This is a genomic window from Pseudomonas sp. B21-019, assembly GCF_024749225.1.
In the GTDB taxonomy this organism is placed as follows: Bacteria; Pseudomonadota; Gammaproteobacteria; order Pseudomonadales; family Pseudomonadaceae; genus Aquipseudomonas.
On record NZ_CP087193.1, the window covers coordinates 664,683 to 679,340 of the forward strand.

Annotated in this window: 15 protein-coding genes; all 15 read right to left on the reverse strand. The window is 61.6% G+C overall.

Translation table 11 applies throughout. The annotated features are described in order from the left end of the window. Positions 1 to 149: 149 nt before the first annotated feature. The 15 genes from urtA to cbiE all read right to left on the reverse strand — a co-directional run bounded on the left by urtA (position 150) and on the right by cbiE (position 14,625). A complete protein-coding gene (gene urtA / locus LOY36_RS02900; protein ID WP_007937152.1) occupies positions 150 to 1,415 on the reverse strand; it encodes an urea ABC transporter substrate-binding protein in 1,266 nt (421 codons plus the stop codon). Between the two features lie 225 nt (positions 1,416 to 1,640). Then, the gene (locus tag LOY36_RS02905; protein WP_019650643.1) at positions 1,641 to 1,940 is read right to left on the reverse strand and encodes a hypothetical protein; all 300 of its coding nucleotides are present in this window, start codon (positions 1,938 to 1,940) and stop codon (positions 1,641 to 1,643) included. Positions 1,941 to 2,134: 194 nt separating this feature from the next. Next, positions 2,135 to 2,503 (reverse strand): DUF6124 family protein, encoded by a 369-nt coding sequence (locus LOY36_RS02910; RefSeq protein WP_258672229.1) that lies wholly within the window; start codon positions 2,501 to 2,503, stop codon positions 2,135 to 2,137. Positions 2,504 to 2,970: 467 nt separating this feature from the next. After that, positions 2,971 to 3,981, reverse strand: a complete 1,011-nt coding sequence (locus tag LOY36_RS02915) for an iron ABC transporter permease (protein WP_258672230.1) — start codon at positions 3,979 to 3,981, stop codon at positions 2,971 to 2,973. After that, positions 3,978 to 4,925, reverse strand: coding sequence for an ABC transporter substrate-binding protein (locus LOY36_RS02920; RefSeq protein ID WP_258672231.1), 948 nt, complete (start codon positions 4,923 to 4,925; stop codon positions 3,978 to 3,980). The genes LOY36_RS02915 and LOY36_RS02920 overlap by 4 nt, the downstream gene beginning before the upstream one ends. Then, entirely contained in the window at positions 4,922 to 5,710 is a 789-nt protein-coding gene (locus tag LOY36_RS02925) for an ABC transporter ATP-binding protein (RefSeq protein WP_258672232.1), read from the reverse strand. Before LOY36_RS02925 ends, LOY36_RS02920 begins: the two co-directional genes overlap by 4 nt. Before the next feature lie 224 nt (positions 5,711 to 5,934). Continuing rightward, positions 5,935 to 7,314 (reverse strand): PepSY domain-containing protein, encoded by a 1,380-nt coding sequence (locus LOY36_RS02930; protein ID WP_019650638.1) that lies wholly within the window; start codon positions 7,312 to 7,314, stop codon positions 5,935 to 5,937. Between the two features lie 150 nt (positions 7,315 to 7,464). Beyond that, complete coding sequence (locus tag LOY36_RS02935; RefSeq protein ID WP_408981103.1) at positions 7,465 to 9,594, reverse strand: TonB-dependent copper receptor; 2,130 nt, start codon at positions 9,592 to 9,594, stop codon at positions 7,465 to 7,467. A 72-nt stretch (positions 9,595 to 9,666) separates the two neighbouring features. Continuing rightward, entirely contained in the window at positions 9,667 to 10,137 is a 471-nt protein-coding gene (locus tag LOY36_RS02940; protein WP_258672234.1) for a DUF2946 domain-containing protein, read from the reverse strand. 21 nt (positions 10,138 to 10,158) lie between these two features. Next, positions 10,159 to 10,638, reverse strand: a complete 480-nt coding sequence (locus LOY36_RS02945) for a copper chaperone PCu(A)C (RefSeq protein WP_019650635.1) — start codon at positions 10,636 to 10,638, stop codon at positions 10,159 to 10,161. A 48-nt stretch (positions 10,639 to 10,686) separates the two neighbouring features. Beyond that, positions 10,687 to 11,085 carry a DUF2946 domain-containing protein gene (locus tag LOY36_RS02950; protein WP_258672235.1) on the reverse strand — a complete coding sequence of 133 codons (399 nt, stop codon included), beginning with the start codon at positions 11,083 to 11,085 and terminating at the stop codon, positions 10,687 to 10,689. Between the two features lie 48 nt (positions 11,086 to 11,133). After that, positions 11,134 to 11,445: a hypothetical protein gene (locus tag LOY36_RS02955; RefSeq protein WP_258672236.1), complete on the reverse strand. Its 312-nt coding sequence runs from the start codon at positions 11,443 to 11,445 to the stop codon at positions 11,134 to 11,136. A gap of 159 nt (positions 11,446 to 11,604) precedes the next feature. Next, positions 11,605 to 12,327, reverse strand: coding sequence for a cobalt-precorrin-6A reductase (locus LOY36_RS02960; RefSeq protein WP_258672237.1), 723 nt, complete (start codon positions 12,325 to 12,327; stop codon positions 11,605 to 11,607). Further along, a complete protein-coding gene (locus tag LOY36_RS02965) occupies positions 12,324 to 13,421 on the reverse strand; it encodes a cobalt-precorrin-5B (C(1))-methyltransferase (RefSeq protein ID WP_258672239.1) in 1,098 nt (365 codons plus the stop codon). Before LOY36_RS02965 ends, LOY36_RS02960 begins: the two co-directional genes overlap by 4 nt. Beyond that, the gene (cbiE, locus tag LOY36_RS02970) at positions 13,414 to 14,625 is read right to left on the reverse strand and encodes a precorrin-6y C5,15-methyltransferase (decarboxylating) subunit CbiE (RefSeq protein ID WP_258672240.1); all 1,212 of its coding nucleotides are present in this window, start codon (positions 14,623 to 14,625) and stop codon (positions 13,414 to 13,416) included. The genes LOY36_RS02965 and cbiE overlap by 8 nt, the downstream gene beginning before the upstream one ends. Positions 14,626 to 14,658: the final 33 nt, after the last annotated feature.

Below are 14,658 nucleotides of genomic sequence, written 5' to 3' on the forward strand. Positions count from 1 at the left end.
TGGCGAGGGAGCTTGCTCCCGCTGGACTACGCAGTAGTCCCGTTTTTTGGGGCCGCTTCGCAGCCCAACGGGGGCAAGCCCCCTCACCACAAAGCCCGCTCACACAGGAGTTGTGTCGGGCCTGAGCTCCATGCTCAGGCCCCAGTGGCTCAGTTGCTCTTCACCGCATACTCCGGCTTCTTGTCGTTGCCCGGGATGAACGGGCTCCACGGTTGGGCGCGGATCGGCCCTTCGGTCTGCCACACCACGTTGAACTGACCGTCGGCCTGAATCTCGCCGATCATCACTGGTTTGTGCAGGTGATGGTTGGTCTTGTCCATGGTCAGGGTGTAGCCGGACGGTGCGGCGAAAGTCTGGCCGGCCAAGGCTTCGCGGACTTTGTCGACGTCGGTGGACTTGGCTTTTTCGGCGGCTTGCGCCCACATGTGGATGCCGACGTAGGTGGCTTCCATCGGGTCGTTGGTCACCGCTTTGTCGGCGCCCGGCAGGTTGTGTTTCTTGGCGTAGGCTTTCCAGTCATCGACGAACTTCTTGTTCACCGGGTTTTCCACCGACTCAAAGTAGTTCCATGCCGCGAGGTTGCCCACCAGCGGTTTGGTGTCGATGCCGCGCAATTCTTCTTCGCCCACCGAGAACGCCACGACCGGTACGTCGGTGGCTTTCAGGCCCTGGTTGGCCAGCTCTTTATAGAACGGCACGTTGGAGTCGCCGTTGACGGTGGAGATGACCGCGGTCTTGCCACCGGCGGAGAACTTTTTGATGCTGGCCACGATGGTTTGATAGTCGCTGTGGCCGAACGGGGTGTAGACCTCTTCGATGTCCTTGTCGGCCACACCTTTGGAGTGCAGGAACGAGCGCAGGATCTTGTTGGTGGTGCGTGGGTAGACGTAGTCGGTGCCGAGCAGGAAGTAGCGCTTGGCGCTGCCGCCTTCTTCGCTCATCAGGTATTCCACTGCCGGAATCGCCTGTTGGTTGGGCGCCGCGCCGGTGTAGAACACGTTCGGCGACATCTCTTCGCCTTCGTATTGCACTGGGTAGAACAGCAGGCCGTTGAGCTCTTCGAACACCGGCAATACCGATTTACGCGACACCGAGGTCCAGCAACCGAACACCACCGCCACTTTGTCCTGGGTCAGCAACTGCCGGCCCTTTTCGGCGAACAGCGGCCAGTTCGATGCCGGGTCCACGACCACAGGTTCGAGCATCTTGCCGTTCACACCGCCCTTGGCGTTGATTTCGTCGATGGTCATCAACGCCATGTCTTTGAGCGAGGTTTCGGAGATCGCCATGGTCCCGGACAACGAATGCAGAATACCGACCTTGATGGTCTCGGCGGCCTGGACAGTCCAGGTCATGCCCATCGCGGCAATGCTTGCCGTGAGTGTGAAAGCCTTGATCAAACTGCGACGCTTCATTGTGCGATCTCCATGAACGTTAAAGTTTTTTATGGTTGGCAGATGCGGACGACTGAAGGCTGATTTGCAAGGGCTGTGCCCGGTCGGGGACGGGCACGGAAATGTCGTGTTAGAGCGGTTGCGCGGGGATTGAACGCACCAGGAGAGGACGAGCGGCGGTGCGTGGTGCGCAGACGTGCTTCATTGTGGTGCTGCCGCGTGACGGCAGCGGTGATGCAAAGTTTGTCAGTTCACGCCTGGGTAGGAGTCCACATACTTGATGGTGAAGTCAGGGTAGGAGTCAACGATTTGAATCTTGTAATCGGGGTAGCTATCGACAATTTTCCATTTGCCGACAGAGTCGGGGTAGCTATCGACTTTTTTTACTTTCAGATCGGGCCAGCCGTTGTCAATCTTGACCTTGTAGTCTGGGTAAGAGTCGACGAACTGGATGTTGCCGTAAATCTTTGAGACATCGACCTTGGTATCGGCCAGCACCGAGCTGGAGCCGAACACAAGCAGCGACAGGAAAACAGTTTTCAACATGAGGCTCATCCTGAGAATAGTCAGGCGTGCATTCTAAGGGTCGATGAACCAACAATGAAATGGCTACCCCCGCCACCCCCTGCGATCGCTCACTAAGCTTTCGCAGGGGCTCACCGGGAGCGAGCCTGCTCGCGAATGCGATGTGTCAGTCACCAATGATGCTGAAGGTGCTGCCTCCATCGCGAGCAGGGGGACTACGCCGGGTCGACGTTATCCAGCGCCCGGTTCACCGCCAGTTCCGCCAGCATGATGCTCTGTTGAATCGCCAGCGCCGTGTAGCGCTGCGGGCCGGTCAGGGAGTTAGCGAAATCGCTGGCCAGGACACTCGCCGTGGCTAACGATTCGTAGGCGTGGGCCAGGAGGCTTTCGGTGTCCATATTCGGGGCGACCAAGAACATGGTGCTGGGGCGGCGGGGTTTTTCGGTGTAGGGCGCCGGGGGATCGAGGTAATAGTCGAGGGCGCGTTTTATGGCTTCGCGATCCTTGAGTAATTCTTCGTTGCGCGAGGCTTCGGCGTTGGGGGTGGTGGTGTTGAAGGGTGGGTCAGGAATTAATTTGTCCATTGAAAAATTTCTCCAGCGTTGGAGCCTCCACTTGCCGCTTCTCACAAGGGAAGAGGTGGCAGCTATGTGCGAGGTGAGAAGACCGGTTATGGACACCCGGCCGGACCGAAGTCCGCCCGCACACAGCCGCCATAACACATTTGCAGGCAGCTAATAAGCTGGCGGCGATTATGCGTGTACAGACACTGGATGACCATAAGTTGCCGGGCTTCTCACACCCGATCGCTGAGTTGTCAGCGACAGCCAAAGACTAGAGAGCCCGCTTCCGACGGACAACCTGAAAGATGCGTGGGAAAGGTCTGGTATTTTGGTATTCACATAAACACACAAAAACAAACGCAGAATTGCAATCCCTTGTAGGAGCTGCCGAAGGCTGCGATCTTTTGATCTTGATTTTTTAAGATCAAAAGATCGCAGCCTCGTTTCACTCGGCAGCTCCTACAGGGGACTGCGCACCTCCGGAGAGGTCAGCGCCGGCGCATCAGGCCGATGAAGAACAGCCCGCCAATCGCAGCGGTGGCGACGCCGATGGGCAGGTCTTCCGGGGCGATCAGGGTGCGTGCGGCCACGTCGACCCAGACGAGGAACAGGCTGCCCAACAACACGCACACCGGCAGCAACCGCCGATGCTCGGCACCCACCAATCGCCGGGCAATGTGCGGCACCATCAGCCCGACAAAACCAATCGAGCCGCTGATGGACACCAGCACCCCGGTCATCAGCGAGGCAATCAAAAACACCCGCAGCCGCACAGTGCGGGCATTGAGGCCCAGGGTCACGGCGGTCTGTTCACCGGCCATCAACGCATTCAACGGCCGGGCCATGCCCAGCAGCAACACCAACCCGAGCAACACACTCGCGGCGGGCACGGCGAGCAATTCCCAACGCGCCAGCCCTAGGCCGCCGAGCATCCAGAACATCACCGCCGAACTGGCGCGATGGTCGCCCAGAAACAGCAGCAGGTTGGCGATCGCCATCATCACGAACGACACCGCGACACCGCACAGCAGCAGCCGATCACTGTCCAGCCGCCCATTGCGATTGGCGATCATCAGCACAGTCAACATGCTCAACAATGCGCCGATAAACGCTGCGATGGGCAAGGTCAGCAGGCCGACGATTTCACCGACATGCAACACCACGATCACTGCGCCGAGGGTCGCGCCGGAGGTCACGCCCAACAAGTGCGGATCGGCCAGCGGATTGCGCGTCACCGCTTGCAGCACCGCACCGATCAGCGCCAGGCCGGCGCCCACCAGCGCGCCGAGCAACATGCGCGGCACGCGGATCAGCCAGACGATGTGTTCCTGTCCGGCCGTCCAGTTCTGCTCGCCAAGACCGAAGGCCTTGTGCAGCAGAATCCGCCACACCACGTCCACCGGCACCCGCGCCGGGCCGAAGCCCAGCGACACCACACACGACATCAGCAACAGCACGCCGAGGCCGATCAGCAACAAGGCATAGCGACGGTCAATCATTCGCCGTGGAAACCCTTGGCCAGGGTTTTGACCGCCAGCACGTTGTCGATCCCCGGGGTGGCCTGCACGTAAGGAATGACGATGAAGCGCTGGTTCTTGATCGCGTCCACCGATTGCAGGGCCTGGTTGTTCAGCAAAAACTGCTCCTTCTGCTCGGCGGTGACTTCGCCGTAATCGACGATCACGATCACCTGCGGATTGCGCTCGACCACGTTCTCCCAGTTGACCCGGGTCCAGCTCGCCTCTACGTCATCGAGAATGTTGCGTCCGCCGGCAGCATCGATCAGCGCTTGCGGCATGCCGAGGCGCCCGGAAGTCATGGCCCGGTCTTCACCGCTGTCGTAGAGAAACACCCGAGGCTTGTCCGTCGGCAGGTCCTTGCGCACCTCGGCGACTTGCGCCTGCATCTGGGCGATCACGGCATTGGCGCGATCCTGCACGTCGAAGATTTTGCCGAGGTTGCGCAGGTCGTTGTAGGTGTCTTCCAGGCTGGCCGGTGGACGCTTCATCACGAACGCGCAGGACTCGGTGAGCTCGTAGACGTTGATGCCCAGTGGTTGCAGGGTTTGCGGCGTGAGGTCACCACCGACGCGCATGCCGTAGTCCCAACCGGCGAAGAAGAAATCGACGTTGGCGTTGAGCAGGGTTTCCACCGACGGGTACTTGGCCGCCAGCTCCGGCAAACCGTCGAGGATGGTCTGCATTTCGGGTGTCACCGATTTCCATCCGGTCACGCCGCTGTAGCCGGCCATCCTGGGTTTGAGACCGAGGGCGAGCATCATCTGGGTCATGTTGATGTCGTGGCTGACCGCGTGTTTCGGCGCTTGCTTGAAGGTGACTGCACGGTTGCAACTCTGAACCGTCAGCGGGTATTTCGTGGCCTCGGCGAAGGCATGGGCACTGCCCAGCAACAACGCGACGCAAAGCAGGGAACGCAAAGTCATGGTTGGGTTATCCAGGTGATTCGTGGGTAGCCGTGCAAGGGATGGTCATCGATCAGAGCGTCGACGCCGAACACGTTGTGCAAAAGGTGTGTGGTCAGGACTTCTTTGGGGGTGCCACTGGCGACGATGCGACCGTGATGGATCACGTAGAGCCGATCGCAGAAGGCCGCCGCCAGATTGAGGTCGTGGATGCTCGCCAGCGTGCCGATCTGCAGGCGTTTGACCAGCTGCAGCAGTTCCAGTTGATAGCGCGGGTCGAGGTGGTTGGTCGGCTCATCGAGGATCAGCAATTGCGGTTGCTGGGCCAGGGCGCGGGCGAGGATCACGCGCTGCTTTTCACCGCCGGACAGGGTGGCGAAGGCGTGGTCTTCGAAGCCCTTGAGGCCGACCGATTCGAGGGCTTGGGTTGCGAGCTTCCGGTCTTCGAGAGTGTCGCCATCGAACAGACCTTTGTGCGGTGTGCGGCCCATGGCGACCACTTCATCGACGGTCAGACCGAAGGCGTCGGGAAATTCCTGCAACACCACCGCGATGCGTTGCGCGCACCAGCGTGAGGATTGCTTCCAGACGTTGTGATGGTCGAGTTTTACGTCGCCGCTTTCCGGTTTACTGAAGCGATAAGCACACCGCAGCAGGCTGGTTTTACCGCTGCCGTTGGGGCCGATCAACCCGACGAACTCACCGGCAGCCACGTGCAAGGAGGCGTCACGCAGCTGGAACTGGTGATGGCAGTGGCCGTGGCCCAGGGGTGTCCAGGCGAGGTTGGTGATGTTCAGCGAAGTCATTTCATTCCTGATGATCGTTCAAACCAGCACACACCTGTGGCGAGGGAGCTTGCTCCCGCTCGGCTGCGCAGCAGTCGTAAAACCCTACAACGCGGTATCCCCTCAGAAACCGCGGCGTCAGGTTTGGGGTCGCTGCGCAACCCAGCGGGAGCAAGCTCCCTCGCCACAAAAGCTTGGCGGCCCCGCATTGTATTGGCTTTACGCGTACGCGTATCTCGCCTGTTTCATGATGAAGGTGAGGTGGATTCAATTTGCCGGCCCAGGCGTGACAGCAGCCCCCAATCCAATAGCCACACGACAACCAGCGAAGCCCCCACCAACGGAAACATTACCGCCAGGGCGAACATGATGACCATTGCGGTTTTCCATTTCGGCAGGTCGTGACGCAACGGTGGCACACCGAACTTGCCCTGTGGCCGACGCTTCCACCAGATCACCACGCCGCTGACGGCGCTGAGCAAAATCATCAGGCAGATCAGCAGCACGATGATCTGATTGAACGGGCCGAACATCTTGCCTTCGTGCAGCATCACGCCGACCTCCGTGGCGCGGGCGACGTTGCTGTAATGCTGCCAGCGCACGTCGGCGAGGACGTCGCCGGTGTATTGGTCGACATGCAGGGTGGCGTCGTTGCGCGGGTCATCGGCGAACACCGCGATGGTGAACACGCCGGTGGCGGTGGTGGGGAAGGTGATGCTGTAGCCGGGCTCGACCTTGCGCTGCACGGCGATGTTTTGCACGTCTTGCAGGCTGATGGTCGGCGCTGCCGGGCCGGTCTGGGTGTTGGCGTGAGCCATGTGTTCGGCGTGGTCGCCGGACATTGGCATCGGCGTATTTTCCATGGCCCACGGCACGGTCTGGCGCGTGGCGCTGTTGAGGCTGCGGGCCTCGACGTCGGACTTGGGCACGTCATTCCACATGGCGACCGGAAAGCGGTTCCAGAGGTCGGCGTATTGCTTGCCCCAGAAGCCGGTCCAGGTCATGCCGCTGAGCAGCATCACCAGCAAAAACGCCGCGCCCCAGAAGCCAGTCACTGCGTGCAAGTCACGCCACAGCACACGTCCGCGACGACTGAGGCGCGGCCACAGCACGCCGGCGTACTGACCGCGTGGCCACCACAAAAACACCCCGGAGACCACCAACACCACGCCCCAACCGGCGGCCAGTTCCACCAGTCGATCACCGACGGTGCCGATCATCAACTCGCCGTGAATCGAGCGTGCGAGCGCCTGCAGATTGTTCTTCGCGTCCTGCTCGCCGAGGATGTCGCCGTGGTACGGATCGATGAATACGTTCAGTTCATGACCTTCATTGATCACCACAAATTGCGCGCTGCGTTCGGCGTTGACCGGCGGCAGGTATTGTTTGATTCGGGCTTGTGGATACGCCTCTTTCACCCGTTTGAGCAGGTCGTCGGCGGCCACGGTGTGATGACCTGCCGGGATGTTCATCAGGCTGCCGTACATCAATGGATCGAGTTGCGGTTTGAACAGGTAGACGATGCCGGTCAGGGCCAGCATCACCATGAACGGCGCGACGAACAGGCCGGCGTAGAAATGCCAACGCCAGGCCAGGTTGTAGAAATTCGGTTTGGGTTGTTTCATCGGGTGTGCTCCGCGTGGCGATTCAATTGTTTTTGTTAAAAGATCGCAGCCTTCGGCAGCTCCTACACGGGCCGAGGATACCGCCGCAATTGCGGGTGTACACACATCCCGTAGGAGCTGCCGGAGGCTGCGATCTTTTGATTTTTCTTGTTAGAAACTCATGTCCACCTTGGTCCAGAGCGTGCGCCCCGGTTCGTTGATGGCTTGCGGATCATTGGCCGGGAAGCCGAAACCGGCGTTGCCGGCCAGGTTCAGGTGTTCGGCGTAGGCCTTGCCGAACAAGTTGTCGACGCCGCTGCTGACCTTCCAGTTCTTGTTGATCCGGTACGCGCCGTTGAGCGAGAACACGCCGAACCCCGAGCTTTTGTCGAAGTCTTTGCCGACCACGTTGCCCTTGTTCCGGTCGATGCGGTTTTGCGCCGCGACCACCCGCCACAAGGCGCCGGCGCTCCAGTTGTCTTCGCTGTAGGTCAGGCCGAAACGTGCATCCAGCGGTGGCATTTGCGGCAGGGCAGTGCCGTCGCTGCTGTTCTTGCCCCAGGCATAGGCCAGGGTCGCGTCGGCTTTCCAGTTGGCCGTCAGTTTGTAGGCTGCACCGAGTTCGCCGCCCATGATTCGCGCGTCGATGTTCTCGGCTTGCGAGGTCATGCCCATCATCCCCGGCGTGTAGTTGAACAGGATGTAGTCACGCACCTGCCCGACGTAACCCGAGGCCCAGGCTTCGAGGTCTGCGGTCTTGTATTGCAGGCCGAAGTCGAGCTGGGTGGTTTTCTCCGGCTTGATCGAGTCGAACGCATTTACCGAACCGGCAGGACCGGACTTGGGCGAAAACAGCTCCCAGTAATCCGGGAAACGCTGGGCATGACCGAGGCCCGCATACAGCGTGGTCGGGCTGTCGGCCAGGTCATGCTCGTAACGCACGAAACCGCTGGGCAGGGTGTCGGCGCGGGTGTCGTCGGCGGTCGGGTTGGGGCGGGCCATCATCCCGGAGCCGATGGTCTGCCGATAATCCTTGGCCGAAGCACGGTCCAGTCGTGCGCCGGTGATCAGTCGATCACGGTCGGCGGCGTACCAGGTCAGTTCGCTGAACACGCCGTAATTGTGGAAGTCGGCGTCCTTGTTGCGGGGCACATCCTTGTAAGTGTCGACGCCCATGGCGCTGCGTTGGCGGTGTTCGTTGGTCTGCGCATCCAGGCCACTGATCAGCTGCACATCGGCCCAGCGCCAGGTGGCTTTGATCCGCGCACCGAGGGTTCGGCGGTCGACGTTGGAAGCCATGGGGCCGGCCATCATCCCGGTGCCGGACGGCGTGCGCAGGGTGTAGTTGTCCATGACGTGGTCGGCGTAGTTGTAGTAGACCTGCGCCTCGACCTTATCCAGCACTTCACCGATGTTCGACTGCTCGAAGCGCAGGCCGAGGCTTTCGCGCAAGAACTGTGAACCGTCCATGCCGCGCCCGGCGTAACGGGCTTCGCCGTCGCCCTTGCCGGCAGTCAATTCCAGCAGGGTGTCGGCGTTCGGCGTCCAGCCGACAGCAACATCGCCGTTCCACTTGTCGTAGCGCGAGGGCACGGTGTCGTTGTTGCCGTCCTTGTAGTCATCGGAATGCGCGGTGTTGCCGATCACGCGCACGTAACCCAGCGACCCGCCAGCGGCGGCGTCCAGCACTTTGTCGAAGCGGCCGTTGGAGCCGGCCAATACGCTGGCATTCACCCGGGTGCCGAGTTCGCCGAAGCTTTCCGGCTCCCGGTCGAACAGGATGGTGCCGGCCGATGCGCCGGGGCCCCAGAGCACGGTTTGCGGGCCTTTGATCACGGTGAGTTTGTCGTAGGTTTCCGGTGAAATGTACGAGGTCGGCGCGTCCATCCGGCCCGGGCAGGCGCCGAGCATCATGCTGCCGTTGGTGAGGATATTCAGACGCGAGCCGAACATGCCGCGCAGCACCGGGTCGCCATTGGTGCCGCCGTTGCGCACCAGCGCGAAGCCGGGGATGGTCTTCAGATAATCACCACCATCGCTGGCCGGCACTGGTTGGCGCGGGTCCTTGGGGTTGGTGACGACAGTCAGCGGCGAACTCGGCGCGATGGCAGTGATTACCGTCGGGCTCAGTTCTTCGGTGTGGCCGGCGTGTTCATCGGCCAGCACCATTGGCGTCAGCAACAAGCCGCAAAGGGCGGCGGTGGCCTGCCTGAAGCGAACGCGGGATGGGTTCAGGGCAAAAAAAGCCTGGGCAGCGCCCAAACGTGTGTCAGCAGAAAACCTGGACATGACAATTTCCATCGAACAGTCGTAAACGACACGGCCGGCAGCCTGCGGCTGTCTTCTAAACCGTGTGAGATCAGAGGTGGGTGTTTACGCGACGATGGGCGGGGCGCGGGTGCGGGCGCCGGGGAAGAAGGTTTGCCGGGCATGGCCCAGGCGGGTGGCGGGTGTGGTGAAGGTGGTGGCGGGCGGGGTGTCGAACGCGGTGAATGAAGCGCCACCGGTGAGCGCCGGGCAATTGAACAGCAGACTGCAATAGCCGCATTTTTCCCACAGCGCGTGATGCTCGGCTGCCGGCCGGCAGTGTTCGGCGGTGGGTTGTGCGTCGTGGTCGGCGTGCTCCATTGCCGACATGTCCATGCTCATGCCCATCGACATGTTCATGGACATGCTTGCAGCCATGTTTGTAGACGCAGGCGCGCGCGAATCCATCGGCATCGACTGAGAAATCAGCGGGCCGATAAAGATCATCAGCATGGCGAACAGGCTGATCCAGCTGCCGCGGGTCAGGCTCATTGGCTGACGGCGGTGCGCGGATGACCTGGCGTTATGCGGGCGCATAGGCGTTTTCAACGGGGGCGATTACTGGGCGTGCATGTGCTCTTGCATGCTGTCCGGTGCCTTTTTCTGCACCGAGACCTCGACCGTTACATCACCGGACTTCTCGAAGTGCAGGGTCAGCGGGAAGCGCTTGCCGTCGCTCAACAGGCTGCGGTCTCTGAGCTCCAGCAGCATCACGTGGTATGCCATCGGGGCGAAGGTGACATCGCCGCCAGCCGGAATCTCGACGCTGGGCACTTGCTGCATTTTCATCAGATCGTTTTGCATCACATGTTCGTGCAACTCGGCCTTGCCGGATATTGGCGATCCGACGCTAAGCAGCCGATCAGCGGTTTTGCCGCTGTTGTGAATCACGAAATACGCCGCGACGGTGGGCGCGTTGGGCGGCAACTCCTGCGACCACGGATGGGCGATCTCAAGTTCGCCAACCTTGTATTCGTGGGCATTGGCAAAACAGGCAGGCAGCAGCAACACAGCCAGGACGATGAGTTTGTTCAACATGGCAGTTCTCCAGAACGATTCAAAACGCAGGTCAATTGCGAGAAGGAATCACACCAGAGGGGACGCGCGGGGATTGAGACTCGGCCATTGCTGGCGCGGTGTCGGTGTGTCGAGCGTGGCGGGCGGCACGCTTCGATTGGCGTCGAAACGCGCGAAATACAACTGCGGCGAATGCCCCGGCAACGCCACCAACGGCGCGGAGCCCGAGCAACACCAGCAATGCTGCATGTTGGAATGATCGTCGTTCTGCGGGGCTTTCTGCTCGATGTCGCCCAGGGAAATCGCCACCAGCTTCGTGCCGCTGGAAGAGCAGAAACTGCCCCACAGCAACTGTTCGGCCGGCGATTTCGCCGTTTGCGCCATCGCTCCGGACATCGGCATGGCGAGCATGTTGAACAGCACTGCAAAGCAGGCGATCCAGGCAAATGCGAGCCGTTGTCGGGACATGGGACAGATCCGTTTGAGTGGGCGATCAGGCGCGGTTATTTAGCCTGATCAGGGGCGATAAGTAAAAAGACCGCGTGCGGTGTGGTGTCGCAGCGCGTCAGTCAGCATGTCGAGCAGCCGGCGTGCAAGCTCAGCCTCGCCGTTTTGAAAGAGTGTAGCGACTTCGATTCTTAATGCCTGAGCGAATTGAGGGTCGCTTTGGATTCTTGCCCGGATTGTGTGTTTGACGTCCCTGAGCGCCACACGATTGAAACTTCCATCGCCCGGGTCTTCCTCTTCGCAGGCCTTGATGTAGTGCCACATATCGGCAGACGTCAGGAGAAACTCAGTGATATCGAAACGAGTGAATTTTTCAGTCATCCGGCATTCCCCGCTACATGGGTGGGGCTCGAAATATAGGAGTTGGGTTGTGAGCCCACAAGTCAGCCGATTTGGATGATGTTGTGCGTTAGGTCCGATGGATATGTAGGGGGTTGCACATTTTCTGTAGCAGCTGCCGAACGCAGGCTTCGCCAGCTGCTACAGGTTTTGTGTGAGGGCCGCTAAAACCTCAGTCACAGACCCAAACTCCCGCTCAACCCCCGGCAACACCGGCCGCTTCAACACCAGCACCGGCACCCCACGTTCCCGCGCCACTTCCAGCTTCGGCTCGGTGGCGGTGCTGCCGCTGTTCTTGCTGATCAGCACGTCGATCCGCCGCCGCTCGAACAACGCGCGTTCGTCCTCGATCAGAAACGGCCCACGCGCGCCGATCACTTCGCAGCGCTCGTTGCCCGGATAAACGTCCAGTGCACGCAACGTCCAGAATTGCTCAGGCGGGATTTCGTGCAGGTGCTGCAATGGTTCGCGACCGAGGGTGAACAGCGGTCGGCGAAAGGTTTTCAGCGCTTCGATCAGCTCGGCCCAGTCGCTGACTTCGCGCCAGTCGTCGCAGGCGTGTGGCTGCCAGGCCGGACGGCGCAAGGCCCAGCAGGCAATGCCGCTCAACTTCGCGGCGGTGGCGGCGTTGTGGCTGATGCGAGCCGCGTAGGGGTGGGTCGCATCCAGCAGCAGGTCAATGCCTTCGTCACGGATGAACTGCGCCAGACCTTCGGCGCCGCCATAGCCACCAACGCGGACCTGACAGTTCAGATCGGTCGGCACCCGACCGACGCCAGCCAGGCTGTAGATGTGCTCCGGCCCCAGGGTTCGGGCGATGGCCAATGCTTCAGTGACACCGCCGAGCAACAACACGCGCTTCATTGAAAAACTCCCGCATGGCCGACAATCCCGCCCTGGCGATCGATGGCGAACACTTCGACCTGAACCTGCGCCGGCACCACGCTGCGGGCAAAGTCGAGGGCGTGCTGACACACCGCGTCGCCGAGGGCGATCCCGGCGGTGCTGGCCATGGCCAAGGCTTGCTGACTGGTATTGGCGTCGCGGATCGCCTGTTGCAACGCCGTATCGGCACCGACCGCTGCGGCCCATTCGGCCAGTTGCGGCAGGTCGATGCTTGAATGCCGACTGTGCAAATCCATGTGCCCGGCCGCCAGTTTGCTGATCTTGCCGAAGCCGCCGCACAGGCTGAGTTTATCCACAGGCACTTTGCGCAAGTGCTTGAGCACCGCGCCGACGAAGTCGCCCATTTCGATCAGGGCGATTTCCGGCAAGTCGTAGACCCGGCGCATGGTGTCTTCGCTGGCGTTGCCGGTGCACGCGGCGATGTGCAGGTAGCCGTTGGTTTTGGCGACGTCGATGCCTTGGTGGATCGAGGCGATATAGGCCGCGCAGGAGAACGGCCGGACGATGCCGCTGGTGCCGAGGATCGACAAGCCGCCGAGAATTCCCAGCCGCGGGTTCATGGTTTTCAGCGCCAGGGCTTCGCCGTCCTCGACGTTCACCGTGACCTCGAAGCCGCCCTGGTAATCCAGCTCCTCGGCCAGCAACGTCAGGTGGTCGGTGATCATCTTGCGCGGCACCGGGTTGATCGCCGGTTCACCGACGTTCAGCACTAGCCCTGGTCGGGTGACGGTGCCGACACCACGGCCGGCGCTGAAGCGGATGCCCGGTTCGCTGTGCAGGCGCACCTGGGAAAACAGCAGGGCGCCGTGGGTCACGTCGGGGTCGTCGCCGGCGTCCTTGATCGTTCCGGCTTCGGCGCCGTCGTCCGTCAGCCGACAGAATTCCAGGCGCATTTGCACCCGTTTGCCTTTGGGCAGAATGATCTCGACGGCGTCCGCTTCCACGCCGCCGAGCAGCAAGCGGGCAGCTGCGAGGCTGGTGGCGGTGGCGCAGCTGCCGGTGGTCAGGCCGCTGCGCAGCGGGGCGGGTTGTTCGGCGGTTTCGTCACGCATCGAGGGGTTTCGTCACGTCCAGCAAGGTAATCGGCAGCGCCTGACGCCAGGTATCGAACTCGCCCAGCGGTTGCGCCTGGGCGACGTGAATGCGGGTCAGCTCACCGCCATGCCGTTCACGCCAGGCCATCAAGGTCACTTCGCTTTGCAGTGTCACAGCGTTGGCGATCAACCGGCCGCCGGGTTTGAGTTGCGCCCAGCAGGTATCGAGCACGCCCTCACGGGTAACGCCACCGCCGATGAAAATCGCGTCCGGGCGTTCGAGTCCGCTCAGGGCTTGCGGCGCACTGCCGCGAATCAATTGCAGGCCGGGAACGCCCAGGGCATCGCGGTTGTGTTCGATCAACGCCTGCCGTCCCTCATCCGCTTCGATGGCCAGCGCTCGGCAACTCGGGTGAGCGCGCATCCATTCGATGCCGATCGAACCGCTGCCGGCGCCGACGTCCCACAGCAGTTCGCCGGGGACCGGGGCTAGGCGCGCAAGGGTGATGGCGCGCACGTCGCGTTTAGTCAGTTGGCCGTCGTGCTGGAAGGCCGAATCCGGCAGGCCGGCCAGGCGCGACAGGCGCGGTGTGTTGGGTTCAGCGATGCATTCGATGGCGATCAGGTTCAGATCGGCGATCGTCGGGTCGCTCCAGTCGTTGGCAGCGCCCTCGATGCGTCGTTCGGCGTTGCCGCCCAGATGTTCCAGCACGGTCAGGCGACTCGGCCCGAAACCGCGCTCACGCAGCAGCGCCGCAATGGCCGCTGGACTCTGGCCGTCGTTGCTCAGCACCAGCAAACGCACACCACTGAACAAATGAGCGTTGAGCGCCGCGACGGGGCGGGCGACCACCGACAGCGTCACCACATCCTGTAACGGCCAGCCCAGGCGAGCGGCCGCCAGTGACGCGGAGGATGGGGCGGGCAGGATCAGCATTTCTGCGCCGGGAAGTTGCCGCGCCAGGCTGGCACCGACGCCAAAGAACATCGGGTCGCCGCTGGCCAGCACGCAAACCGGTTCGCCCCGCAGCGCCAATAGTGGTTCAAGGGAGAATGGACTGGGCCAGAGCTGGCGCTCGCCGCGAATGCACACGGGCAACAAATCCAGTTGCCGTTGGCCGCCGAATATCCGCGAAGCGCCCAGAAGGGCGCGACGGGCGTTCTTGCCCAGGCCCTTGAAGCCGTCTTCACCGATACCTACTACTGTCAGCCAGGGCGACATCTGCAGTCCTCAAAAAATGCCTCAAACGGGGTG

Excerpts from the sequence above, each read along its gene's own strand:
- LOY36_RS02960 (WP_258672237.1), bottom strand. The coding sequence starts at position 12,327 with ATGAAGCGCGTGTTGTTGCTCGGCGGTGTCACTGAAGCATTGGCCATC.
- LOY36_RS02935 (WP_408981103.1), bottom strand. The coding sequence starts at position 9,594 with ATGGAAATTGTCATGTCCAGGTTTTCTGCTGACACACGTTTGGGCGCT.
- LOY36_RS02930 (WP_019650638.1), bottom strand. The coding sequence starts at position 7,314 with ATGAAACAACCCAAACCGAATTTCTACAACCTGGCCTGGCGTTGGCAT.
- LOY36_RS02920 (WP_258672231.1), bottom strand. The coding sequence starts at position 4,925 with ATGACTTTGCGTTCCCTGCTTTGCGTCGCGTTGTTGCTGGGCAGTGCC.
- LOY36_RS02940 (WP_258672234.1), bottom strand. The coding sequence starts at position 10,137 with ATGCGCCCGCATAACGCCAGGTCATCCGCGCACCGCCGTCAGCCAATG.
- LOY36_RS02945 (WP_019650635.1), bottom strand. The coding sequence starts at position 10,638 with ATGTTGAACAAACTCATCGTCCTGGCTGTGTTGCTGCTGCCTGCCTGT.
- cbiE (WP_258672240.1), bottom strand. The coding sequence starts at position 14,625 with ATGTCGCCCTGGCTGACAGTAGTAGGTATCGGTGAAGACGGCTTCAAG.
- LOY36_RS02965 (WP_258672239.1), bottom strand. The coding sequence starts at position 13,421 with ATGCGTGACGAAACCGCCGAACAACCCGCCCCGCTGCGCAGCGGCCTG.
- LOY36_RS02915 (WP_258672230.1), bottom strand. The coding sequence starts at position 3,981 with ATGATTGACCGTCGCTATGCCTTGTTGCTGATCGGCCTCGGCGTGCTG.
- LOY36_RS02905 (WP_019650643.1), bottom strand. The coding sequence starts at position 1,940 with ATGTTGAAAACTGTTTTCCTGTCGCTGCTTGTGTTCGGCTCCAGCTCG.
- urtA (WP_007937152.1), bottom strand. The coding sequence starts at position 1,415 with ATGAAGCGTCGCAGTTTGATCAAGGCTTTCACACTCACGGCAAGCATT.
- LOY36_RS02950 (WP_258672235.1), bottom strand. The coding sequence starts at position 11,085 with ATGTCCCGACAACGGCTCGCATTTGCCTGGATCGCCTGCTTTGCAGTG.
- LOY36_RS02925 (WP_258672232.1), bottom strand. The coding sequence starts at position 5,710 with ATGACTTCGCTGAACATCACCAACCTCGCCTGGACACCCCTGGGCCAC.
- LOY36_RS02955 (WP_258672236.1), bottom strand. The coding sequence starts at position 11,445 with ATGACTGAAAAATTCACTCGTTTCGATATCACTGAGTTTCTCCTGACG.
- LOY36_RS02910 (WP_258672229.1), bottom strand. The coding sequence starts at position 2,503 with ATGGACAAATTAATTCCTGACCCACCCTTCAACACCACCACCCCCAAC.